The sequence below is a fragment of the Rhodococcus sp. P4_C10 genome (assembly GCF_056402135.1).
The window spans coordinates 75,583-90,122 of sequence record NZ_JBFUHZ010000026.1 but is presented as its reverse complement, the minus strand read 5'-3'; the positions used below and the strand labels follow the sequence as shown (position 1 = coordinate 90,122).

16 protein-coding genes and 1 pseudogene are annotated in these 14,540 nt (G+C 71.4%); 8 read left to right on the top strand and 9 right to left on the bottom strand.

Going from position 1 to position 14,540, the window contains the following annotated elements:
* The 4 genes and pseudogenes from AC1DWC_RS17785 to AC1DWC_RS17770 form a co-directional block, all read right to left on the bottom strand.
* Positions 1–1,328 (bottom strand): annotated as a pseudogene (locus AC1DWC_RS17785) (hypothetical protein); the annotation flags it as partial.
* Between the two features lie 214 nt (positions 1,329–1,542).
* Positions 1,543–2,010: a hypothetical protein gene (locus tag AC1DWC_RS17780; RefSeq protein ID WP_477910122.1), complete on the bottom strand. Its 468-nt coding sequence runs from the start codon at positions 2,008–2,010 to the stop codon at positions 1,543–1,545.
* A 229-nt stretch (positions 2,011–2,239) separates the two neighbouring features.
* Complete coding sequence (locus AC1DWC_RS17775; RefSeq protein ID WP_477910120.1) at positions 2,240–3,496, bottom strand: L,D-transpeptidase; 1,257 nt, start codon at positions 3,494–3,496, stop codon at positions 2,240–2,242.
* 59 nt (positions 3,497–3,555) lie between these two features.
* Positions 3,556–4,626, bottom strand: coding sequence for a UDP-N-acetylmuramate dehydrogenase (locus tag AC1DWC_RS17770; protein WP_477910134.1), 1,071 nt, complete (start codon positions 4,624–4,626; stop codon positions 3,556–3,558).
* Between the two features lie 43 nt (positions 4,627–4,669).
* Between AC1DWC_RS17770 and AC1DWC_RS17765 the strand changes: the two genes are divergently transcribed.
* The 4 genes from AC1DWC_RS17765 to AC1DWC_RS17750 all read left to right on the top strand — a co-directional run bounded on the left by AC1DWC_RS17765 (position 4,670) and on the right by AC1DWC_RS17750 (position 7,182).
* Positions 4,670–5,173: a DUF2505 domain-containing protein gene (locus AC1DWC_RS17765; protein WP_477910118.1), complete on the top strand. Its 504-nt coding sequence runs from the start codon at positions 4,670–4,672 to the stop codon at positions 5,171–5,173.
* An 81-nt stretch (positions 5,174–5,254) separates the two neighbouring features.
* Positions 5,255–5,758 (top strand): DUF2505 domain-containing protein, encoded by a 504-nt coding sequence (locus AC1DWC_RS17760; protein ID WP_477910116.1) that lies wholly within the window; start codon positions 5,255–5,257, stop codon positions 5,756–5,758.
* 83 nt (positions 5,759–5,841) lie between these two features.
* Positions 5,842–6,342, top strand: a complete 501-nt coding sequence (locus AC1DWC_RS17755) for a DUF2505 domain-containing protein (protein ID WP_477910114.1) — start codon at positions 5,842–5,844, stop codon at positions 6,340–6,342.
* Positions 6,343–6,387: 45 nt separating this feature from the next.
* Positions 6,388–7,182: a class I SAM-dependent methyltransferase gene (locus AC1DWC_RS17750; RefSeq protein ID WP_477910112.1), complete on the top strand. Its 795-nt coding sequence runs from the start codon at positions 6,388–6,390 to the stop codon at positions 7,180–7,182.
* A 60-nt stretch (positions 7,183–7,242) separates the two neighbouring features.
* On the opposite strand, the gene AC1DWC_RS17745 is transcribed toward AC1DWC_RS17750, so the two are convergent.
* A complete protein-coding gene (locus AC1DWC_RS17745) occupies positions 7,243–7,842 on the bottom strand; it encodes a type IV toxin-antitoxin system AbiEi family antitoxin domain-containing protein (protein WP_072842559.1) in 600 nt (199 codons plus the stop codon).
* A gap of 112 nt (positions 7,843–7,954) precedes the next feature.
* Here AC1DWC_RS17745 and AC1DWC_RS17740 point away from each other — a divergent pair, with 112 nt between their 5' ends.
* On the top strand, positions 7,955–8,728 hold the full coding sequence (locus AC1DWC_RS17740) for an LmeA family phospholipid-binding protein (RefSeq protein ID WP_477910109.1): 774 nt from the start codon (positions 7,955–7,957) through the stop codon (positions 8,726–8,728).
* 72 nt (positions 8,729–8,800) lie between these two features.
* On the opposite strand, the gene deoC is transcribed toward AC1DWC_RS17740, so the two are convergent.
* Positions 8,801–9,466, bottom strand: a complete 666-nt coding sequence (gene deoC / locus AC1DWC_RS17735) for a deoxyribose-phosphate aldolase (protein WP_477844435.1) — start codon at positions 9,464–9,466, stop codon at positions 8,801–8,803.
* A 98-nt stretch (positions 9,467–9,564) separates the two neighbouring features.
* On the opposite strand from deoC, the gene AC1DWC_RS17730 reads away from it, so the two are divergent.
* The 3 genes from AC1DWC_RS17730 to purU all read left to right on the top strand — a co-directional run bounded on the left by AC1DWC_RS17730 (position 9,565) and on the right by purU (position 11,903).
* Positions 9,565–10,083, top strand: coding sequence for a GNAT family N-acetyltransferase (locus AC1DWC_RS17730; protein WP_477910107.1), 519 nt, complete (start codon positions 9,565–9,567; stop codon positions 10,081–10,083).
* 28 nt (positions 10,084–10,111) lie between these two features.
* Positions 10,112–10,936, top strand: a complete 825-nt coding sequence (locus AC1DWC_RS17725; protein WP_477910105.1) for a class I SAM-dependent methyltransferase — start codon at positions 10,112–10,114, stop codon at positions 10,934–10,936.
* 76 nt (positions 10,937–11,012) lie between these two features.
* A complete protein-coding gene (gene purU, locus AC1DWC_RS17720; RefSeq protein WP_477910103.1) occupies positions 11,013–11,903 on the top strand; it encodes a formyltetrahydrofolate deformylase in 891 nt (296 codons plus the stop codon).
* A gap of 78 nt (positions 11,904–11,981) precedes the next feature.
* Here purU and AC1DWC_RS17715 read toward each other — a convergent pair whose 3' ends face one another.
* From AC1DWC_RS17715 to AC1DWC_RS17705, 3 genes are all read right to left on the bottom strand, one after another.
* A complete protein-coding gene (locus AC1DWC_RS17715) occupies positions 11,982–13,028 on the bottom strand; it encodes an alpha/beta fold hydrolase (RefSeq protein WP_477910101.1) in 1,047 nt (348 codons plus the stop codon).
* 84 nt (positions 13,029–13,112) lie between these two features.
* Positions 13,113–14,051 (bottom strand): AurF N-oxygenase family protein, encoded by a 939-nt coding sequence (locus tag AC1DWC_RS17710; protein WP_477910099.1) that lies wholly within the window; start codon positions 14,049–14,051, stop codon positions 13,113–13,115.
* Between the two features lie 137 nt (positions 14,052–14,188).
* Positions 14,189–14,479, bottom strand: a complete 291-nt coding sequence (locus tag AC1DWC_RS17705; RefSeq protein WP_092776103.1) for a DUF2516 family protein — start codon at positions 14,477–14,479, stop codon at positions 14,189–14,191.
* Positions 14,480–14,540 lie beyond the last annotated feature (61 nt).

Here is a 14,540-nt window from a genome sequence, read left to right as displayed (position 1 = left end):
GCGCCGCCCCGCGAGCCCGGCACACCGCCGACCCCACCCGGCGAGCCCGGCCCGCCGCCCGGTCCGCCGAAATAACCGCCTGGTCCCGCGCCTCCGGCCGGCGCGCCCCCGCCGACGGCCCCTCCCGACGGGTGCGGGGTCCCGACCCCGACCCCCGTCCCTGTCCCTGACCCGACGCCGGGGCCGGGGCCGGGGCCGCCGACCGCAGCATCGGCGGCACCCGAGGTGGCCGGTGCGGTCCACACCGAGGACGGATCGGTCTCCGGAACAGCCGAATTCGGGTCCTCGGCGCCGTTGTCGGCGCCCGTCGCCGACGAGTCACCACCCGTGGTCGGGCCGGTCGGGTCCGTCCAGTCGCCAGGGTCGGTCTGGCCGCCCCGGCCGGCCGGGCCGTCGTCCTCGCCGCCGGTCGGCGCCTCGCTCCCGAGCCGCTGCGGCGACGGATCGCCCGGCGTCGGCGCGCCCGGAGAAGTGCCGGTGCGGCCGCCGTCCGGCCGACCGGTGTCGGCAGTGCCGGCGGCCGGGTCGACCGCGTGTCGGTGCGGCGCCGGCGGGCGGACCGTCGGGTCGAGCGGCCGCGGCAGGACCGGGACGTTGGCATCGGCCTGCTGCATGACCGGCGTGTAGACGGTCTTCATGATCTGGATCGCCTGTTGACGTGCCTCGTCGGAGCCGTGCACCACGTTCTTCAGCATCCCGGCCGACGGCACGACCACGTCGAACACCTGCTCCAACAACGACGTGGTCGGGGCCGCGGGCATGGTGGCCTTCACCTGGGCGATCCCGAGGGAGGCCTCCTCGATCTTGGTCCCGACCAGCCTTCCTGCCCGGGCCAACTCCGCCGATGCGGACCCGTAGTTCTCGGTCGCCGCGGACGCGGACGCCGCGGCGACTCCGCGCCAGCCGTCGGCGATCTCGCGCTCGATCGCCTGCTGGAATCCGGTGAGAGCGTCGGCGAGCGCAGTCCCGATCCTCGCCCAGCCCTCGGCGCTGGCGCGGATGGGTTCCGCGTTCATCGCATCCACCGCGTCCCTGATCTGCTCGTGCGACATCGAATCGAAACTCTCGACGGCGGAGAGGGACGGCGGGTCGTAGTTTCCCGCGAACCGGGAGCGGAGATCGTCCTGCACCCCGTACAGGTCTGACCGAGCCGAGTTGCCCGCCGCCTGCTCGGCTCGGACCCGGCTGAGCTCGTCGAGATCGAATCCCGACACCACGTCGACGATCCAGTTGCCGGGGTCGCGGGTCAGCGCGGTCAGGTCGTCGACGGCGCGCGATGCCAGCTTCCCGAGCGAACTGGTCAGGTCCTCCAGGCTGGGTAACGACATTTCAAATCCCCCTCGTCACGGACCGAGATCTCTCCGAGCCCCCGTGAGGCAGCTGCCCCCTGCGCAGCTGCCTCACCGGCCACCGTCACCGAGCCCGAGCGGGTGTCGACGCGCCGCGGACGCTTCCCCACGTCCGCTCCCCCGTACGCACACGCCCACTCCCACGTCAGGCTCGGTTCAGACGGCTCACCATGGATAGACGCGGACCGGTCCGTCACGGTTCCACGTTCCGGCGAGCCGATCCGGCGGGCACGGTGGCTCGGCCGTCACACCCCGGTCGACCCTCACCGCGACGGGCCGCGTCGATGCTGTCGTGGGTGCCGCCGATCGCGCCGTCGACCGCGCCCGAGGTGACGTCCTGCCAGGACACCCCGTCTCCCGCGACGACGGCGCTCGAGGCGGAGCCGGCCGCGCCCGCGACCGCCTCGGCGGCGACACTGCCCAGCGGCGACTCGGACCCGAACCGGCCCATCCCGCCGGACACCGCGCCATCGACGAACCCCTCGACCGACCCGGACACCAGCGCGCCGGTGGCGAGGCGGTCGCGGTCATCCCGCAGGATCTGCAGGACCTGAATGGCCCCGTCCGACAACAGGTTCTGCGCGGCGCTCGTCGCGGCCTCCCGGAGCAGCTTCATCACCGGCTCGCGTACCACCATCCGCACCGCGACCTGGGTGGCCAACCGGGCCGTGCGCCCCGGTCACCCCCGAAAGTCCCGTCGCCCTCGAAATTCCCCAGTACTCACGCATGGCCGTCGCGACGTCCCCGAGCACGGCATCGAGGGCGACGGCCATCGTGGCGTCGCCGTCACGGGCGATCAGACCCACCGCCGCTTCGACCCCTCATCGGCCTTGACGCGAGGCAACCCCGTTCGGTTCCGCCCAGCCGGCCCGGCCGGKCGGGCGGCCGGGTCAGCTGATCGGAGCCGTCGTGGGTGCGACGGCGGGAGCAGCCGCGGCGGCCGCACCCCCCGCGGGCAACGCCGACATCGACTGCCAGGTCGACCAGTCGATCGCCCAGTCGTAGATGTCGCCGTCCGCGGCGGACAGGTCGATACGGGTACCGGTCACCTCCACCGGGTCGCCGTACATGGCGGTGCCGAAGTAGGCCTGCGCGTCGGACAGGGAGAGGTTGATGCAGCCGTTGGTGACGTTCGCCGAGCCCTGCACGCCCGTGGTCTGCGGGTTGGCGTGGATGAACTCGCCGTTGTTGGAGATCCGCACCGCCCAGTGCTCGCGGACGTTCTCGTAGAACGGCGGATTAGACATCAGGAAGTCCTCGTACTTCTCGGTCACCATGTGGATCCCGCTTCGGGTCACGTTGCGGTCCTCGTCGCCCTCGCCGTAGCTGACCGGGATGTCCATCACCGTCGCACCGTCGCGGACCACCTGCATCCGGTGGCTCGGGGCGTCGGCCTTCACGATCTGGCTGCGGCCGATCGTGAAGTCCGCGCTGAGGTCGTCGGCGCCGTACGCGCCGTCGCCGTAGTCGACGCCGTACAGCTTGGCCACCATGGTCACGGTGGTGCCGGGCGCCCAGTAGTTCTGCGGACGCCAGTGCACGCGGGAGCCGTTGTCGTCCGGCAGCCAGGCCCAGGCGCCGGGGGTCGGGGGGTTGGTGGTGACGGTGAGGGCCTTCTCCACCGCGGCCTTGTCAGCGACGTGGTCGCTGAACTTGAGGATGATCGGCGCCGCGATGCCGACCTCCTGGCCGTCCCCGATGTTGATGTTCGCCGAGGTGGTGGACGCCGGGGCGAGGGTCCGGAAGGTGCCCTGCACGGGCACCACCTTGCCGTCCGTCCCGGTGGCGGTGCCGGACCAGGTGTACGCCACGCCGTAGCCCAGCGGTTCGGTGGCGTGGAAGGCGGTCCGGTCCGGTGTCAGCGCGCCCTGTACCGGCGTGCCTGCGGCGTTGACCAGCGCCACGTCCGCCAGGGTGCCGCGGGCGACGGTCACCGAGACCGGGGCCGTGGGACTCACGTCCTGCGCGTCCGCCGCGGGTGCCTGCGTCACCTCCGCGACCGGCTGCGGCGCCGCGGCCGGATTCGAGGTTCCGGAGCCGTCGCCCCCGATCGTGCATCCCGCCAGCAGCGCGACGACAGCCGCCAGCAGCAGCACGATCAACGGACCCTTGCGGGTCCGACTTGTCCAAATACCCAGGTTGCGCACGAAATCCACGGTACCTGCGACCGCGGAGTGCCCAGCCGGACCGAACTCCCGCTCCCGGCTCAGACCGTGCAGCCCACCGCCACCGGCTCCGGTTCGAGCCGCATCCCGAACGCGTCCTGCACGCCGTCCCGGACATCTCGGGCGAGGGCCAGCAGGTCCTGCGTGGACGCGCCGCCGCGGTTGGTCAGGGCCAATGTGTGCTTGGTCGACAGCCGCGCCGCGGCCTCCCCCCCGGGGTAGCCCTTGCCGTAGCCGGCCCGCTCGATGAGCCAACCCGCCGACAGCTTGGTCCCGCCGTCGCCCGGGAACTGAGGTATCCGCACCCCGTCGCCGACCCGGGCCTCGATCGCCGCCAGCACCGGCGCCAGCCGGTCGGCCGGGACCACCGGGTTGGTGAAGAACGAGCCGGCACTCCAGGTGTCGTGGTCGGCGGCGTCGAGAACCATGCCCTTGCCCGCCCGCAACCCGAGGACCACCTCGCGGACCTTCGTGGCCGGTCGGCGTTCGCCCTCGTCGGCGCCCAGTGCGGTCGCCAGCTCGCGGTAGCGCAGCGGCTCGCTCAGCCCGTCGGGCCGGGCGGCGAACTCCACCGCGAGCACCAACGCGGCGTCCGAGTGCTTGAGGACGCTGGTCCGGTAGCCGAGGCCGAGTTCGTCGGGGCTCACCCAGCGCACCTCACCGGTGGCCCGGTCCAGCAGCTGGACCCGGCGCAGCAGCGTCCCGACCTCGACGCCGTACGCGCCGACGTTCTGCACCGGCGTCGCACCCGCGGACCCGGGGATCCCGGACAGGCACTCGAGACCGCCGAGTCCCGCGCCGACCGCCTCGGCGACCACGTCGTCCCACACCGCGCCGGCCTCGGCGTACACGTGGTCGGCGCCGAGCCGGGTGGTCGCGTTGGCCACCCGCACCACCACCGCGTCCACCCCCTCGTCGGCGATCAGCAGGTTCGAGCCACCGCCGAGGATCAGCACCGGGGTGCCCGACGCGTCGAGGGCACGCACCACCGCGACCAGCGTGTCGGTGCTGCGGCAGGTGAGCATCGCGCGCGCCGGACCACCCAGCCGCAGCGTGGTGAACCGCGACAGCGGCACGTCCGTCTCGAGCTCGGCACCGAATTCCGTCACCATGTCCTGTAATGCCTGCACGGGGTGAAACGGTAGCGTGCCGGGCATGGCCCGCCGCATCCTGCATTCGTGCTCGTACCGCCAGTCCGTGGACCAGGTCCACCGGGCCCTCACCGGCGAGCAGTACTGGCGTGACCGTCTCGTCGAGGTCGGTGGCGATGGCGCCAGCTTCGGCCACCTGACCGTGGGCGACGGCACGGTGGACGTGGAGCTGACCCAGGCGATCCCCGCCGAGCACCTGCCGTCGATCGTCACGACGGTCCGTCCCGGCGACCTGGTGATAACCCGGACCGAGACCTGGGGTCCGCTCGCGGGCGGCCGCGCCACCGGCACCTTCACGGCACGTGTCGACGGCGTCCCGGCCGCGCTGTCCGGCACGCTGACCCTGTCCGCCGACGGCGACGGGTCGACGGTCGGGCTCGACGGGCAGGTCGAGGTGAAGATGCCCCTGATCGGCGGAAAGATCGAGTCGGTCATCGCCGAGCAGGTCACCGAACTGTTCGAGAACGAGGACCGTTTCACCGCCGGGTGGCTTGCCTCGCACACCTGAGAACGAATCGTCTCGGAACCCGCGACAAGGTATGCGGCACACCGCGACCGCCCGTCGGCGCGACCGGGTAGCCTCCGTGCAATGTCGCGCAAAATCGAATTGACCACCACCTACTCTCTGCCCGTCGAGACCGTCCACCGGACGCTCACCGACGAGAACTTCTGGCTTCACCGCGTCGAGCAGGGCGCCGAGAACGGCCTGAAGATCGATCACCTCACCGCAGGCGACGGCACCATCGACGTGGGCATCGCCCAGGAGATCGACAAGGACAAGCTGCCCAGCATGGTCAGCAAGGTCATCAAGGGCGACCTGTCCATCGTCCGCGGCGAGGTGTGGGGCCCCCTGACCGACGGCCGCGCCGACGGCACCTTCACCGCGGTGACCACCGGTATGCCTGTGACGGTGGGCGGCACCGCAGTGCTCACCGGGTCCGCGGACGGCTGCACGCTGACCGTCGAGGGCGAGGTCGAGGTCAGCATCAAGCTGATCGGCGGCACCATCGAGGGCATGGTTGCCGAGCAGATCCTCGGGATCCTCGGACGCGACCAGGAAGTCGTCGAGGAGTGGGCCGCGGCCAACGCCTGACCGAGCAACCGTCAACCGCAGGTACACCCGCTCGGCCGGGCGGGTGTACCTGCCTTCGAGGCCGAGCCGGTACCCTGCCGGTCATGGCTCGTCGCATCGACTACTCCGCCCGCTACACCCACTCCACGGAGCAGGTGTACGCCGCGCTGACCAACCGGGACTACTGGGAGGCGCGCATCGAGGAACTGCGCAAGTACTCGGACAACCGCGTCGAGAGCCTCGAGATCGGCGACGACGGCATCGACCTGGTGCTGCACCACATCATCCCGCGCGACGGTCTGCCCGACATCGCGCAGACCGTGATGAAGAAGGACATGGTGATCACCCGCAAGGAGCACTACAGCCCCTTCGGGGAGCCGGTCACCGGCACCTACCACGCGTCCATCCCCGCGGGCCCGGGCAGCCTCACCGGCACGATGTCGCTGTTTCGCACCGACACCGGTTGCACCCTGCGCACCTCCTCCGAGGCCAAGGTGTTCATCCCGTTCGTCGGCGGCAAGCTCGAACAGGTGATGCTGGTCAACCTCGTCGACCTGTTCCGCACCGAGGCCCAGGTCACCGCCGACTGGCTCGCCAAGCAGTAGATCCGGCAGCAGACCCCCAGCAGCAGACCCCCGAGCGGTAGACCTATGCCCCGCGCCGCGTCCGGCCGGCCCAAACCGGACGGCGTCATCACCCGCGGTACCACCGGGATCAACCGACTCCGGCGCAGCGACCGCTGGCTGAGGCACCGCCACGAGGTGGCCCGCGCACTGCGCGAGGCCGCGGACCCGCTCGTCGTCGACCTCGGCTACGGGGCCCGGCCGGACACCACCTTCGAGCTGGCGTCGCGGCTGCGCACGGTCCGCTCCGACCTTCGCGTCGTCGGCCTGGAGATCGACCCGGACCGGGTGGTCGAGAGCCGCGACGGGGTCAGCTTCGCGCGCGGCGGATTCGAACTCGCCGGTCTGCGCCCGACCCTGGTCCGCTCGTTCAACGTGCTGCGCCAGTACCCGGAGGAAGCCGTTTCCGGCGCCTGGTCGAAGCTGCAGTCCGGGCTGGCCCCCGGCGGTTTGCTGGTCGACGGCACCTGCGACGAACTGGGCAGACGCTGCGCCTGGGTGCTGCTCGATGCGCACCGCCCGTTGACGCTGACTCTGGCCTGGGACCCCTTCGACGTCGCACGCCCCAGCGACGTTGCCGAACGGTTGCCGAAGGCGCTGATCCACCGCAACGTCCCGGGCGAGGGCATCCACGACCTGCTGGTCGCCGCGGACCGGGCGTGGGCGAACGCGGCACCGCACGCCCCGTTCGGGCCTCGGGTGCGCTGGCGGGTGGCGCTGGAGTCGTTGCGTGGGCAGGGCCTGCCGGTGGCGGTGCCGAGGCGGCGAATGCGGGACTGCGTGCTCACCGTGCCGTGGTCGCTGGTCGCGCCACGCGGCTGACCCGGCTGACCCGGCGGCGCGGGGTCGCGGGGTCGCGGGGTCGCGGACGAGCGGTCCCGGTCAGGAGGTCGCGGCGAGCGCCCGGCCGATCCGCTGCTCGACGCGCTCCGAACGACCGGCCATCGCGGCCTCGAGGTCGCTCCGGCGGAGCCTGCCGATGGCGAACGCGTCGCCGACCACCTCGTCGAGGACCCACTGCGACACGCCGCCCTCGGCGAGGTCGAGCACCGTCCGCAACGGGGTGGTGATCCGGAAGCCTCCGGTGTGCTCGCAGTCGTCGGCACCGAGGGTGCTGCGGTGCACGGCCACCCGGTCCATCCGGTGGTAGATCTCGGTGGGCGCCGTGACGTGCAGGAACTGGGGGTGCAGGCTGCCGAGTCCGTGCAGTTCGGCCGCGCTCTGGTGCGAGACCACCGCGTCGTCGAACCACACGCAGCAGCGGGCCACCTCCTCCAGATCGGTCGAACGCCACTGCGTCAAGCGGTACAGGCCCGGCTCCACCGGCACCCACGACCCGGCGACGATCGCGGCCCCGATGTCGGCCCGTGAGAACCCGACGGCCCGCGCCTGGGCGGCCGTGAAGTAGCCGTCCTGCTCCCGGGCCTGCGCGTAGAGATCGCGGTCCTGTTGCCGGTGATGCCGATGCGCTCGGTCGTCCATGTCGACACAGTACGTCCAACTGTGTTCCACGTCACATCCTGTGGGCCTCGACTCGTCGAATTCGGGGCGTGTTCTCAGAGCCCACACAGATTTTTCGGGAAGAATCCATGCCATGACGACCACCGCAAACGCCCAGTACCGTCCCCCGACGTCGGGCCCGAAGCGAAACATGGCCCTGACGATCGCCCTCGTCGTGATCGTCGCACTGGTCGCGGCTCTGGTCGGCGCCGAGTTCTACATTCGGCACAACGTGAAGCAGTGCATGGCGGACCAGTTCCAGAGTGAACTGGGCTCCCAGGTCGACGTCGGGCTCAGCGCCAAGCCGATGCTGCTGCAGGCGATCGACAAGAAGGTCCCGTACATCACGATCAGCAGCGCCGGCTCCAGCTTCGGACCGGCCCAGGGCATGGACGTCACCGCACGGGTCAACGACGTCGACCTGACCGCCACCGACACCTCAGGCGGCAGCATCGGCAGCTCCACCGCCGACATCGACTGGTCCACCGCCGGCATCCTGGCCACCATCCAGGCCCAGCCCTTCGGCAACCTGGTCACCGACGTCGCCTCCGACGCGGCCGCTGGGACCCTGCAGTTCCAGGTCCTGGGCCTGGCCGAGCTGACCGTCAAGCCGCAGGTCGACGCGGGCGCCGTGAATGTGGAGACCGTCGGCGCCGAACTGCTCGGACTCGGGATCCCCACCGACCTGGTCAGTGGCATCGTCGACGTCCTGACCAGCAGCCTGCAGATCTACCCGCTCGGGATGACCCCGGACTCGCTGACCGTCACCGACAGCGGCCTGCAGATGTCGCTGGCCGGCGGCGCGTACACCATGCCGAAGGGCGACGCGAGCGCTCAGGCGCCGAGCAGCTGCTCGCTGCTCACCTAGAACGAGGCGCGCGGGCCCGGACTTCCGCGGCTCGCCGGCCCGCGCCGCCCCGAGGCCGCGCGGGCCGGTGCGTCAGGCCGCGGGAAACCCGTCCAGCACCGCGCGGGTCCCGGACAGGCCGAGCCGGGTGGCGCCGGCCTCGATCATGGCCCGCGCGGTCTCCGCGTCCCGGATGCCGCCGCTGGCCTTGACCCCGAGCCTGCCGCCGACCGTCTCGGCCATCAACCGGACCGCCGCCACCGACGCACCGCCCGCGGGGTGGAAACCGGTGGAGGTCTTCACGAAGTGGGCCCCCGCGCGCTCGGCCGACCGGCAGCACTCGACGATCGCCTCGTCGGTCAGCGCGGCGGTCTCGAGGATCACCTTCAGCACCGTGTCGCCGTCGATGCCCTCGCGCACCGTGAGGATGTCCGCGAGGACCGCATTGTAGTCGCCGGCCGCAGCCGCGCCGATGTCGATCACCATGTCGATCTCGTGTGCACCCTGCTGCACGGCGAGCCGAGCCTCGGCCGCCTTGACCAGCGAGTGGTGCTTGCCCGACGGGAACCCCGCGACCGCGGCCACGTGCAGGCCCTCGGCGCGCACCGGCAGCATCGACGGCGACACGCACACCGAGTACACCCCCAGCTCGCGCCCCTCCGCGATCAGCGCGGCGACGTCGGCCGTGGTCGCCTCCGGCTTGAGCAGGGTGTGGTCGACCATCGCGGCGACGCGGGCGCGGGTGAGGGCTGCAGACATACCGAAGAGCTTGGCACAGCACCGAACCCGTCCGCGTCACCTCGCGCGGTGCCGAAATCCGGTTGCACCGGCCCCGCGCGGGACGACACCATGGCCTCATGTTGATCCGACGCGAGCACCCGTCCGACGTCGCCGCGATCGCGGCGGTTCACCGGGCGGCCTTCGCCGAGCAGGCCCCCGACGGCGGCGAACCGATGGAGGGTCCCCTGGTCGCCGCGCTGCGCGCCTCGGACGCCTGGGTGCCCGCGCTGTCCCTGGTCGCCGATGTCGACGGCGAGGTACTCGGACACATCTGCCTTACCCGGGCCACCCTCGACGGCCGGCCGGTCCTGTCGCTCGGTCCGATCGGGGTGCTGCCCGCGCATCAGCGCGACGGCGTCGGCGCCGCGCTGATGCATGCGAGCCTCGGCGCCGCCGACGCCCTCGGCGAACCGCTGGTCGCGCTGGTCGGCCACCTGGACTACTACCCGAGGTTCGGCTTCGTCCCCGGCTCGACGCTGTCCATCGACCCCGGGGTCCCGGACTGGGTCTCGCACTTCCAGGTACGCACCCTCGACGCGTACACACCCGAGATGACCGGCGAGTTCCGGTACGCACCCGCGTTCTACGAGGGCTGACCGCCCCTCCGCGACTACCGTGGCAGGCATGAGCGCCGAGCAGCTGGCGGCAGTGTTCAACGCCGGCATCCGTGAGTTCACCCGCCTCACCCCTCAGGTCTGGGGCCCGGCCGGCCAGTCGCTGATCGCCCAGCTGCGGCTGCGCCCCGGCGACGCCGTGCTGGACGTGTGCAGCGGCGCCGGGGCCTCGGCGCTACCGGCCGCCGCGGCCGTCGGCCCGGCCGGGCTGGTGCATGCCGTCGATCTCGCCGACGACCTGCTCGAGGAGGGTCGGCTGGTGGCCTCGGACCGGGCCCTGCACAACCTCGACTTCGTCCGCGCCGACGCCACCGAGTGGGAGCCGCCGAGCACCGTGCCCGACGCCGGCTACGACGCCCTGGCCTGCTCGTACGGGGTGTTCTTCCTCCCCCACGTGGACCAGTCGGTGAACCGGCTCGTCCAGTTGCTGCGCCCGGGCGGCAAGGTCGGCGTCACGGTGTGGCGGCGCGGCGCCCTCACGGACCTCGGGCGGGCGTACACCGATGTGCTGGCCCGGCACCTGCCCGGGGCCGCGCCGAGCGGGGCCGACCCGTCGCCGCTGTCCCGGTTCGACACCGCCGACGCCCTGACCGACTGGCTGACCGGATTCGGCGCGCACACCGTCGAGGTCACCGAGCTGTCCAACCTGCTGCCCGCGACACCCCAGTTGGTCTGGGACCTGGTCCTCGGCGGTGCACTGCGCGCGCCGCTGCTCGGCTGCGACGACGCCGTCGTCGAGAAGATCCGGCTCGACCTGCTGGCGCTGCTCACCGAGCGGGACGTCGAGACGATCGACGCCACCACCCTGATCGGCACCGCCGTTCTCGACCGCTGACAGGTCCGCGGCCGTACCGTTCCGCCGTGAGTGAATCGCGTGCCCCTGCCGACAGCGCACCTGAGAGACTGGGCGCATGAGTAGCCCCGCTGCCCCCGACGACGACCGTCGCTACGTCCTCGCCCTCGGCACGCCGGACCGCACCGGCATCGTCGCCCGCATCTCGACGTTCCTCGCCGAGGTCGGCGGTTCCATCGTCGAGGCGGCCTACCACGCAGACCCCGACACCGGCTGGTTCTTCACCCGGCAGGCCGTCCGGGCGTCGTCGCTGGAGATCGGCGTCGACGAGCTGCGCGAACGGTTCGAGGCGGTGGCCGCCGAGTTGGGTCCGGAAACCGAATGGACGCTTCAGGACTCGGGCGAACGCAAGCGGGTGGTGCTGCTGGTGAGCAAGGAGGGGCACTGCCTGCACGACCTGCTCGGCCGGGCGGCCGGCGGCGAGCTGCCCGCCGACATCTGCGCCGTCATCGGCAACCATCCCGACCTGGCCGAGGTCGTCGAGGCACACGGGTTGACCTTCCACCACGTGCCGTTCCCGAAGGATCCGGCCGAGCGCGGCCCCGCCTTCGACCGGGTCCGTGAACTGGTCGACGCCCACGACCCGCACGCCGTCGTGCTGGCCCGGTTCATGCAGGTGCTGCCGGAGGAACTGTGCGCGCACTGGGCCGGCCGCGCCATCAACATCCACCACAGCTTCCTGCCGTCGTTCGTCGGCGCGCGCCCGTACCACCAGGCCTTCGCCCGCGGCGTCAAGCTGATCGGCGCGACCTGCCACTACGTGACCGCCGAACTGGACGCCGGGCCGATCATCGAGCAGGACGTGATCCGGGTGGACCACTCCGACGAGGTCCGGGACATGGTCCGGCAGGGACGCGACATCGAGAAGCTGGTGCTCTCGCGCGGGCTGCGCTGGCACCTCGAGGACCGGATCCTCGTGCACGGCCGCAAGACCGTCGTCTTCAGCTGAACCGAACAGCGCCACCCGTGTGAACGGTTCCGTTCACACGGGTGGCGAGGTCGGACGGGCGACGGGCCGAACGGGCGCTCAGGCAGTGATACGCGTGGCCAGCCGACGGATCTCCGCGTTCACCTCGTCCGGGGCCTCGACCGTGGCCATGTGACCGATGCCGGGCAACCGGATCAGCCGCTCGAGGTGACCGAGGCTGTCGAGGGCATCTGCGATCCGCACCGAGTGCCCCGGCGGAGTGAGCCGGTCCGCGGTGCCGACGAGCACCGTCGTGGGCACGGTCAGGTTGGCCAGGCCGATCCGGAGGTCGAGCCCGTGCATGGCCGCGCCCCACCCGCCCCGGGTGCGGCCGGAACACTCGGCGACGATGCGGGTGCAGAACTCGACCTCGTCGGCCGTCGACCCGGGCGCCAGCGCCGCGTACTGGATCATCCGCCGGGTGGCGACGGTACCGGCCAGTGGCCGGGCCATCGGCACGGTGGACCCGAGGATTGCGCGGCCGACCGGGTCCGGGACCGTCTTCAGCCGGCGCAGCAGCGGGACCAGCGTGGACTCGTCGAGGAGATGGTCGGTGGCGGTGCTGGCCAACATCACCGCGCCGACCCGCTCCCCCACCTGCTCCGGGTACCGGGCCGCCCAGGCGTTGATGCTCATGCCCCCCATGCTGTGGCCCACCAGCACCGCCTTGCGGCCGGCGGGCACCGTCGCCGCCAGCACGGCGGACAGGTCGTCGGCCAGTACGTCGACGGTCAGCGGATGCGCGCCGCGCGCGCTGCGGCCATGGCCGCGCTGGTCGTATGTGATCACCCGGAAGTCCCCGGCCAGCGCGTTCACCTGCGGATGCCAGAACACCGTCGAGCACGTCCAGCCGTGACTGAGCACGATCGGCTGCGCCGACGGGTCCCCGTAGGCGTGCACGTTGATCGGGGTGCCGTCCGCCGAGATCACCTCGAACACCTCCGGCACGGCGACCGGATCGCCGAGATAGGGGTTCGGCTCCGCCCGGACAACTCGCGACGCGGCGGAGCGCCGCGAACGCCATGCCGCGCCCGCGCCGATCAGCGCCGCTCCTGCCGCGACGCCGACGAGGATCCGTCGCGCCGTGCCGCGTGACTGTGCCGCCACCTGTCTACCTCCGTGTGCTGTGGGTGAACTACTCGTGTGAACCGCCGGGTGGAACCCGGGCCGGCCCGCGCCGTGGGGTCGCGGTCAGATGATGTGCGCGCGCCGCAGCAACAGGGTCGACGGGCCGCCGACCAGCCCTGCCTCGGAGAGGAACTCGACGGTCTTGGCGCTGCCCTCGCGGATCTTGTCGTGGTAGTGGCGGTTCGCCTTGACCGCGGCCCGGGCCTGCCGGGGGTCGAGCCCCGCGGCGACGTAGACCTTGGGGTTGACCAGGCTGGTGACCACGAAGTACGCGGTGATGCCGAGCAGCAGACGGATGCGCGCCCTCGTGGACCGGGAGATGTGTGCGGAGCGGCGCAGGGTCTCCTCACGGGCGAACTTGATGTGCCGCGCCTCTTCGAGGACGTGGATCCGACTGACCGTCCGGGTGATCGGCTGCACCCGCTCGTCCTTCATGAAGTCGCGCTGCATCATGTCGAGGATCTCCTCGGCGAACAACGTCCCGCCGTAGGCGAGCGAACCGGACGCGGTGGCCTTGAACAGCCTCGCGGACTGACGAATCCAGTTCTTCGGCTGGTACGACGGGACGCCGAAGCGCTGTGCGGACCGGGCGAACATGGTGGAGTGCCGGCACTCGTCCGCGATCTCGGTGAGCGCGAACTGCACGTGCGGCGTCGCCGGGTCGTGCAGGTAGATGTCGCGCAGCAGCATCTGCATCAGGATCATCTCGAACCAGATGCCGGTGCCCGCCACGCTCGCGGCCTCGTGCCTTGTGAGGGTGACGCGTTGCTGCTGCGTCATCGTCTCCCACAGGTCCGTGCCGTACAGGCTGCACCACTCTGGGGTCATGCCGTAGAGGTCCTCGGGCACGGGCGCCGCCCAGTCCACCTCGACCAGCGGGTCGTAGGACTTGCGAGCCGCCGACGCGAGCAGCCTGCTCGCCGTCTCCTGACGATCTCCGGCCCGGGGCCGCCGCGATCCGGACCGTCCCGAGGACACCTCGTGGTCATGGATTGTCGACATTGCCGCTCCTCGTTGGAGGTCCCGTAGGACGCAGCAGCGTCCTACCTGCCTCCACCATGCGACGCCACGACACCCCCTGTCAATGGTGTCTGTGACTCAAGTTCGCATTTATTTTTCGGAGCGGCGACGACCGCGGTCTACCAGCGGGGACCGCGCTGGATCTCGTCCACCCGCGGACGGACATCGACGAGGTAGACGCAGATCGCGACGACCGCGATCACCCAGATGAACATGCCGAGCGGCAGCAGCAGCACCAGCAGCGAGGCGACGAGGATGCCCAGCCAGATCGGCTTGCTGAGCTTCTCCACCGCGGTGAAGGCGTCGGTCCGCTGACGAAGCGCATGGAAGACCGCGAAGACTCCGGCGCCGAGCGCGATCAACTGGAGCGCGAGCATGATGATGCCCTGGAGGCCGTAAACGGTGTACACGACACCCATTCTACGGGCGAGACCCCCGCGCAGCGTGTGCACGGGGGTCTCGGCGGGTCCG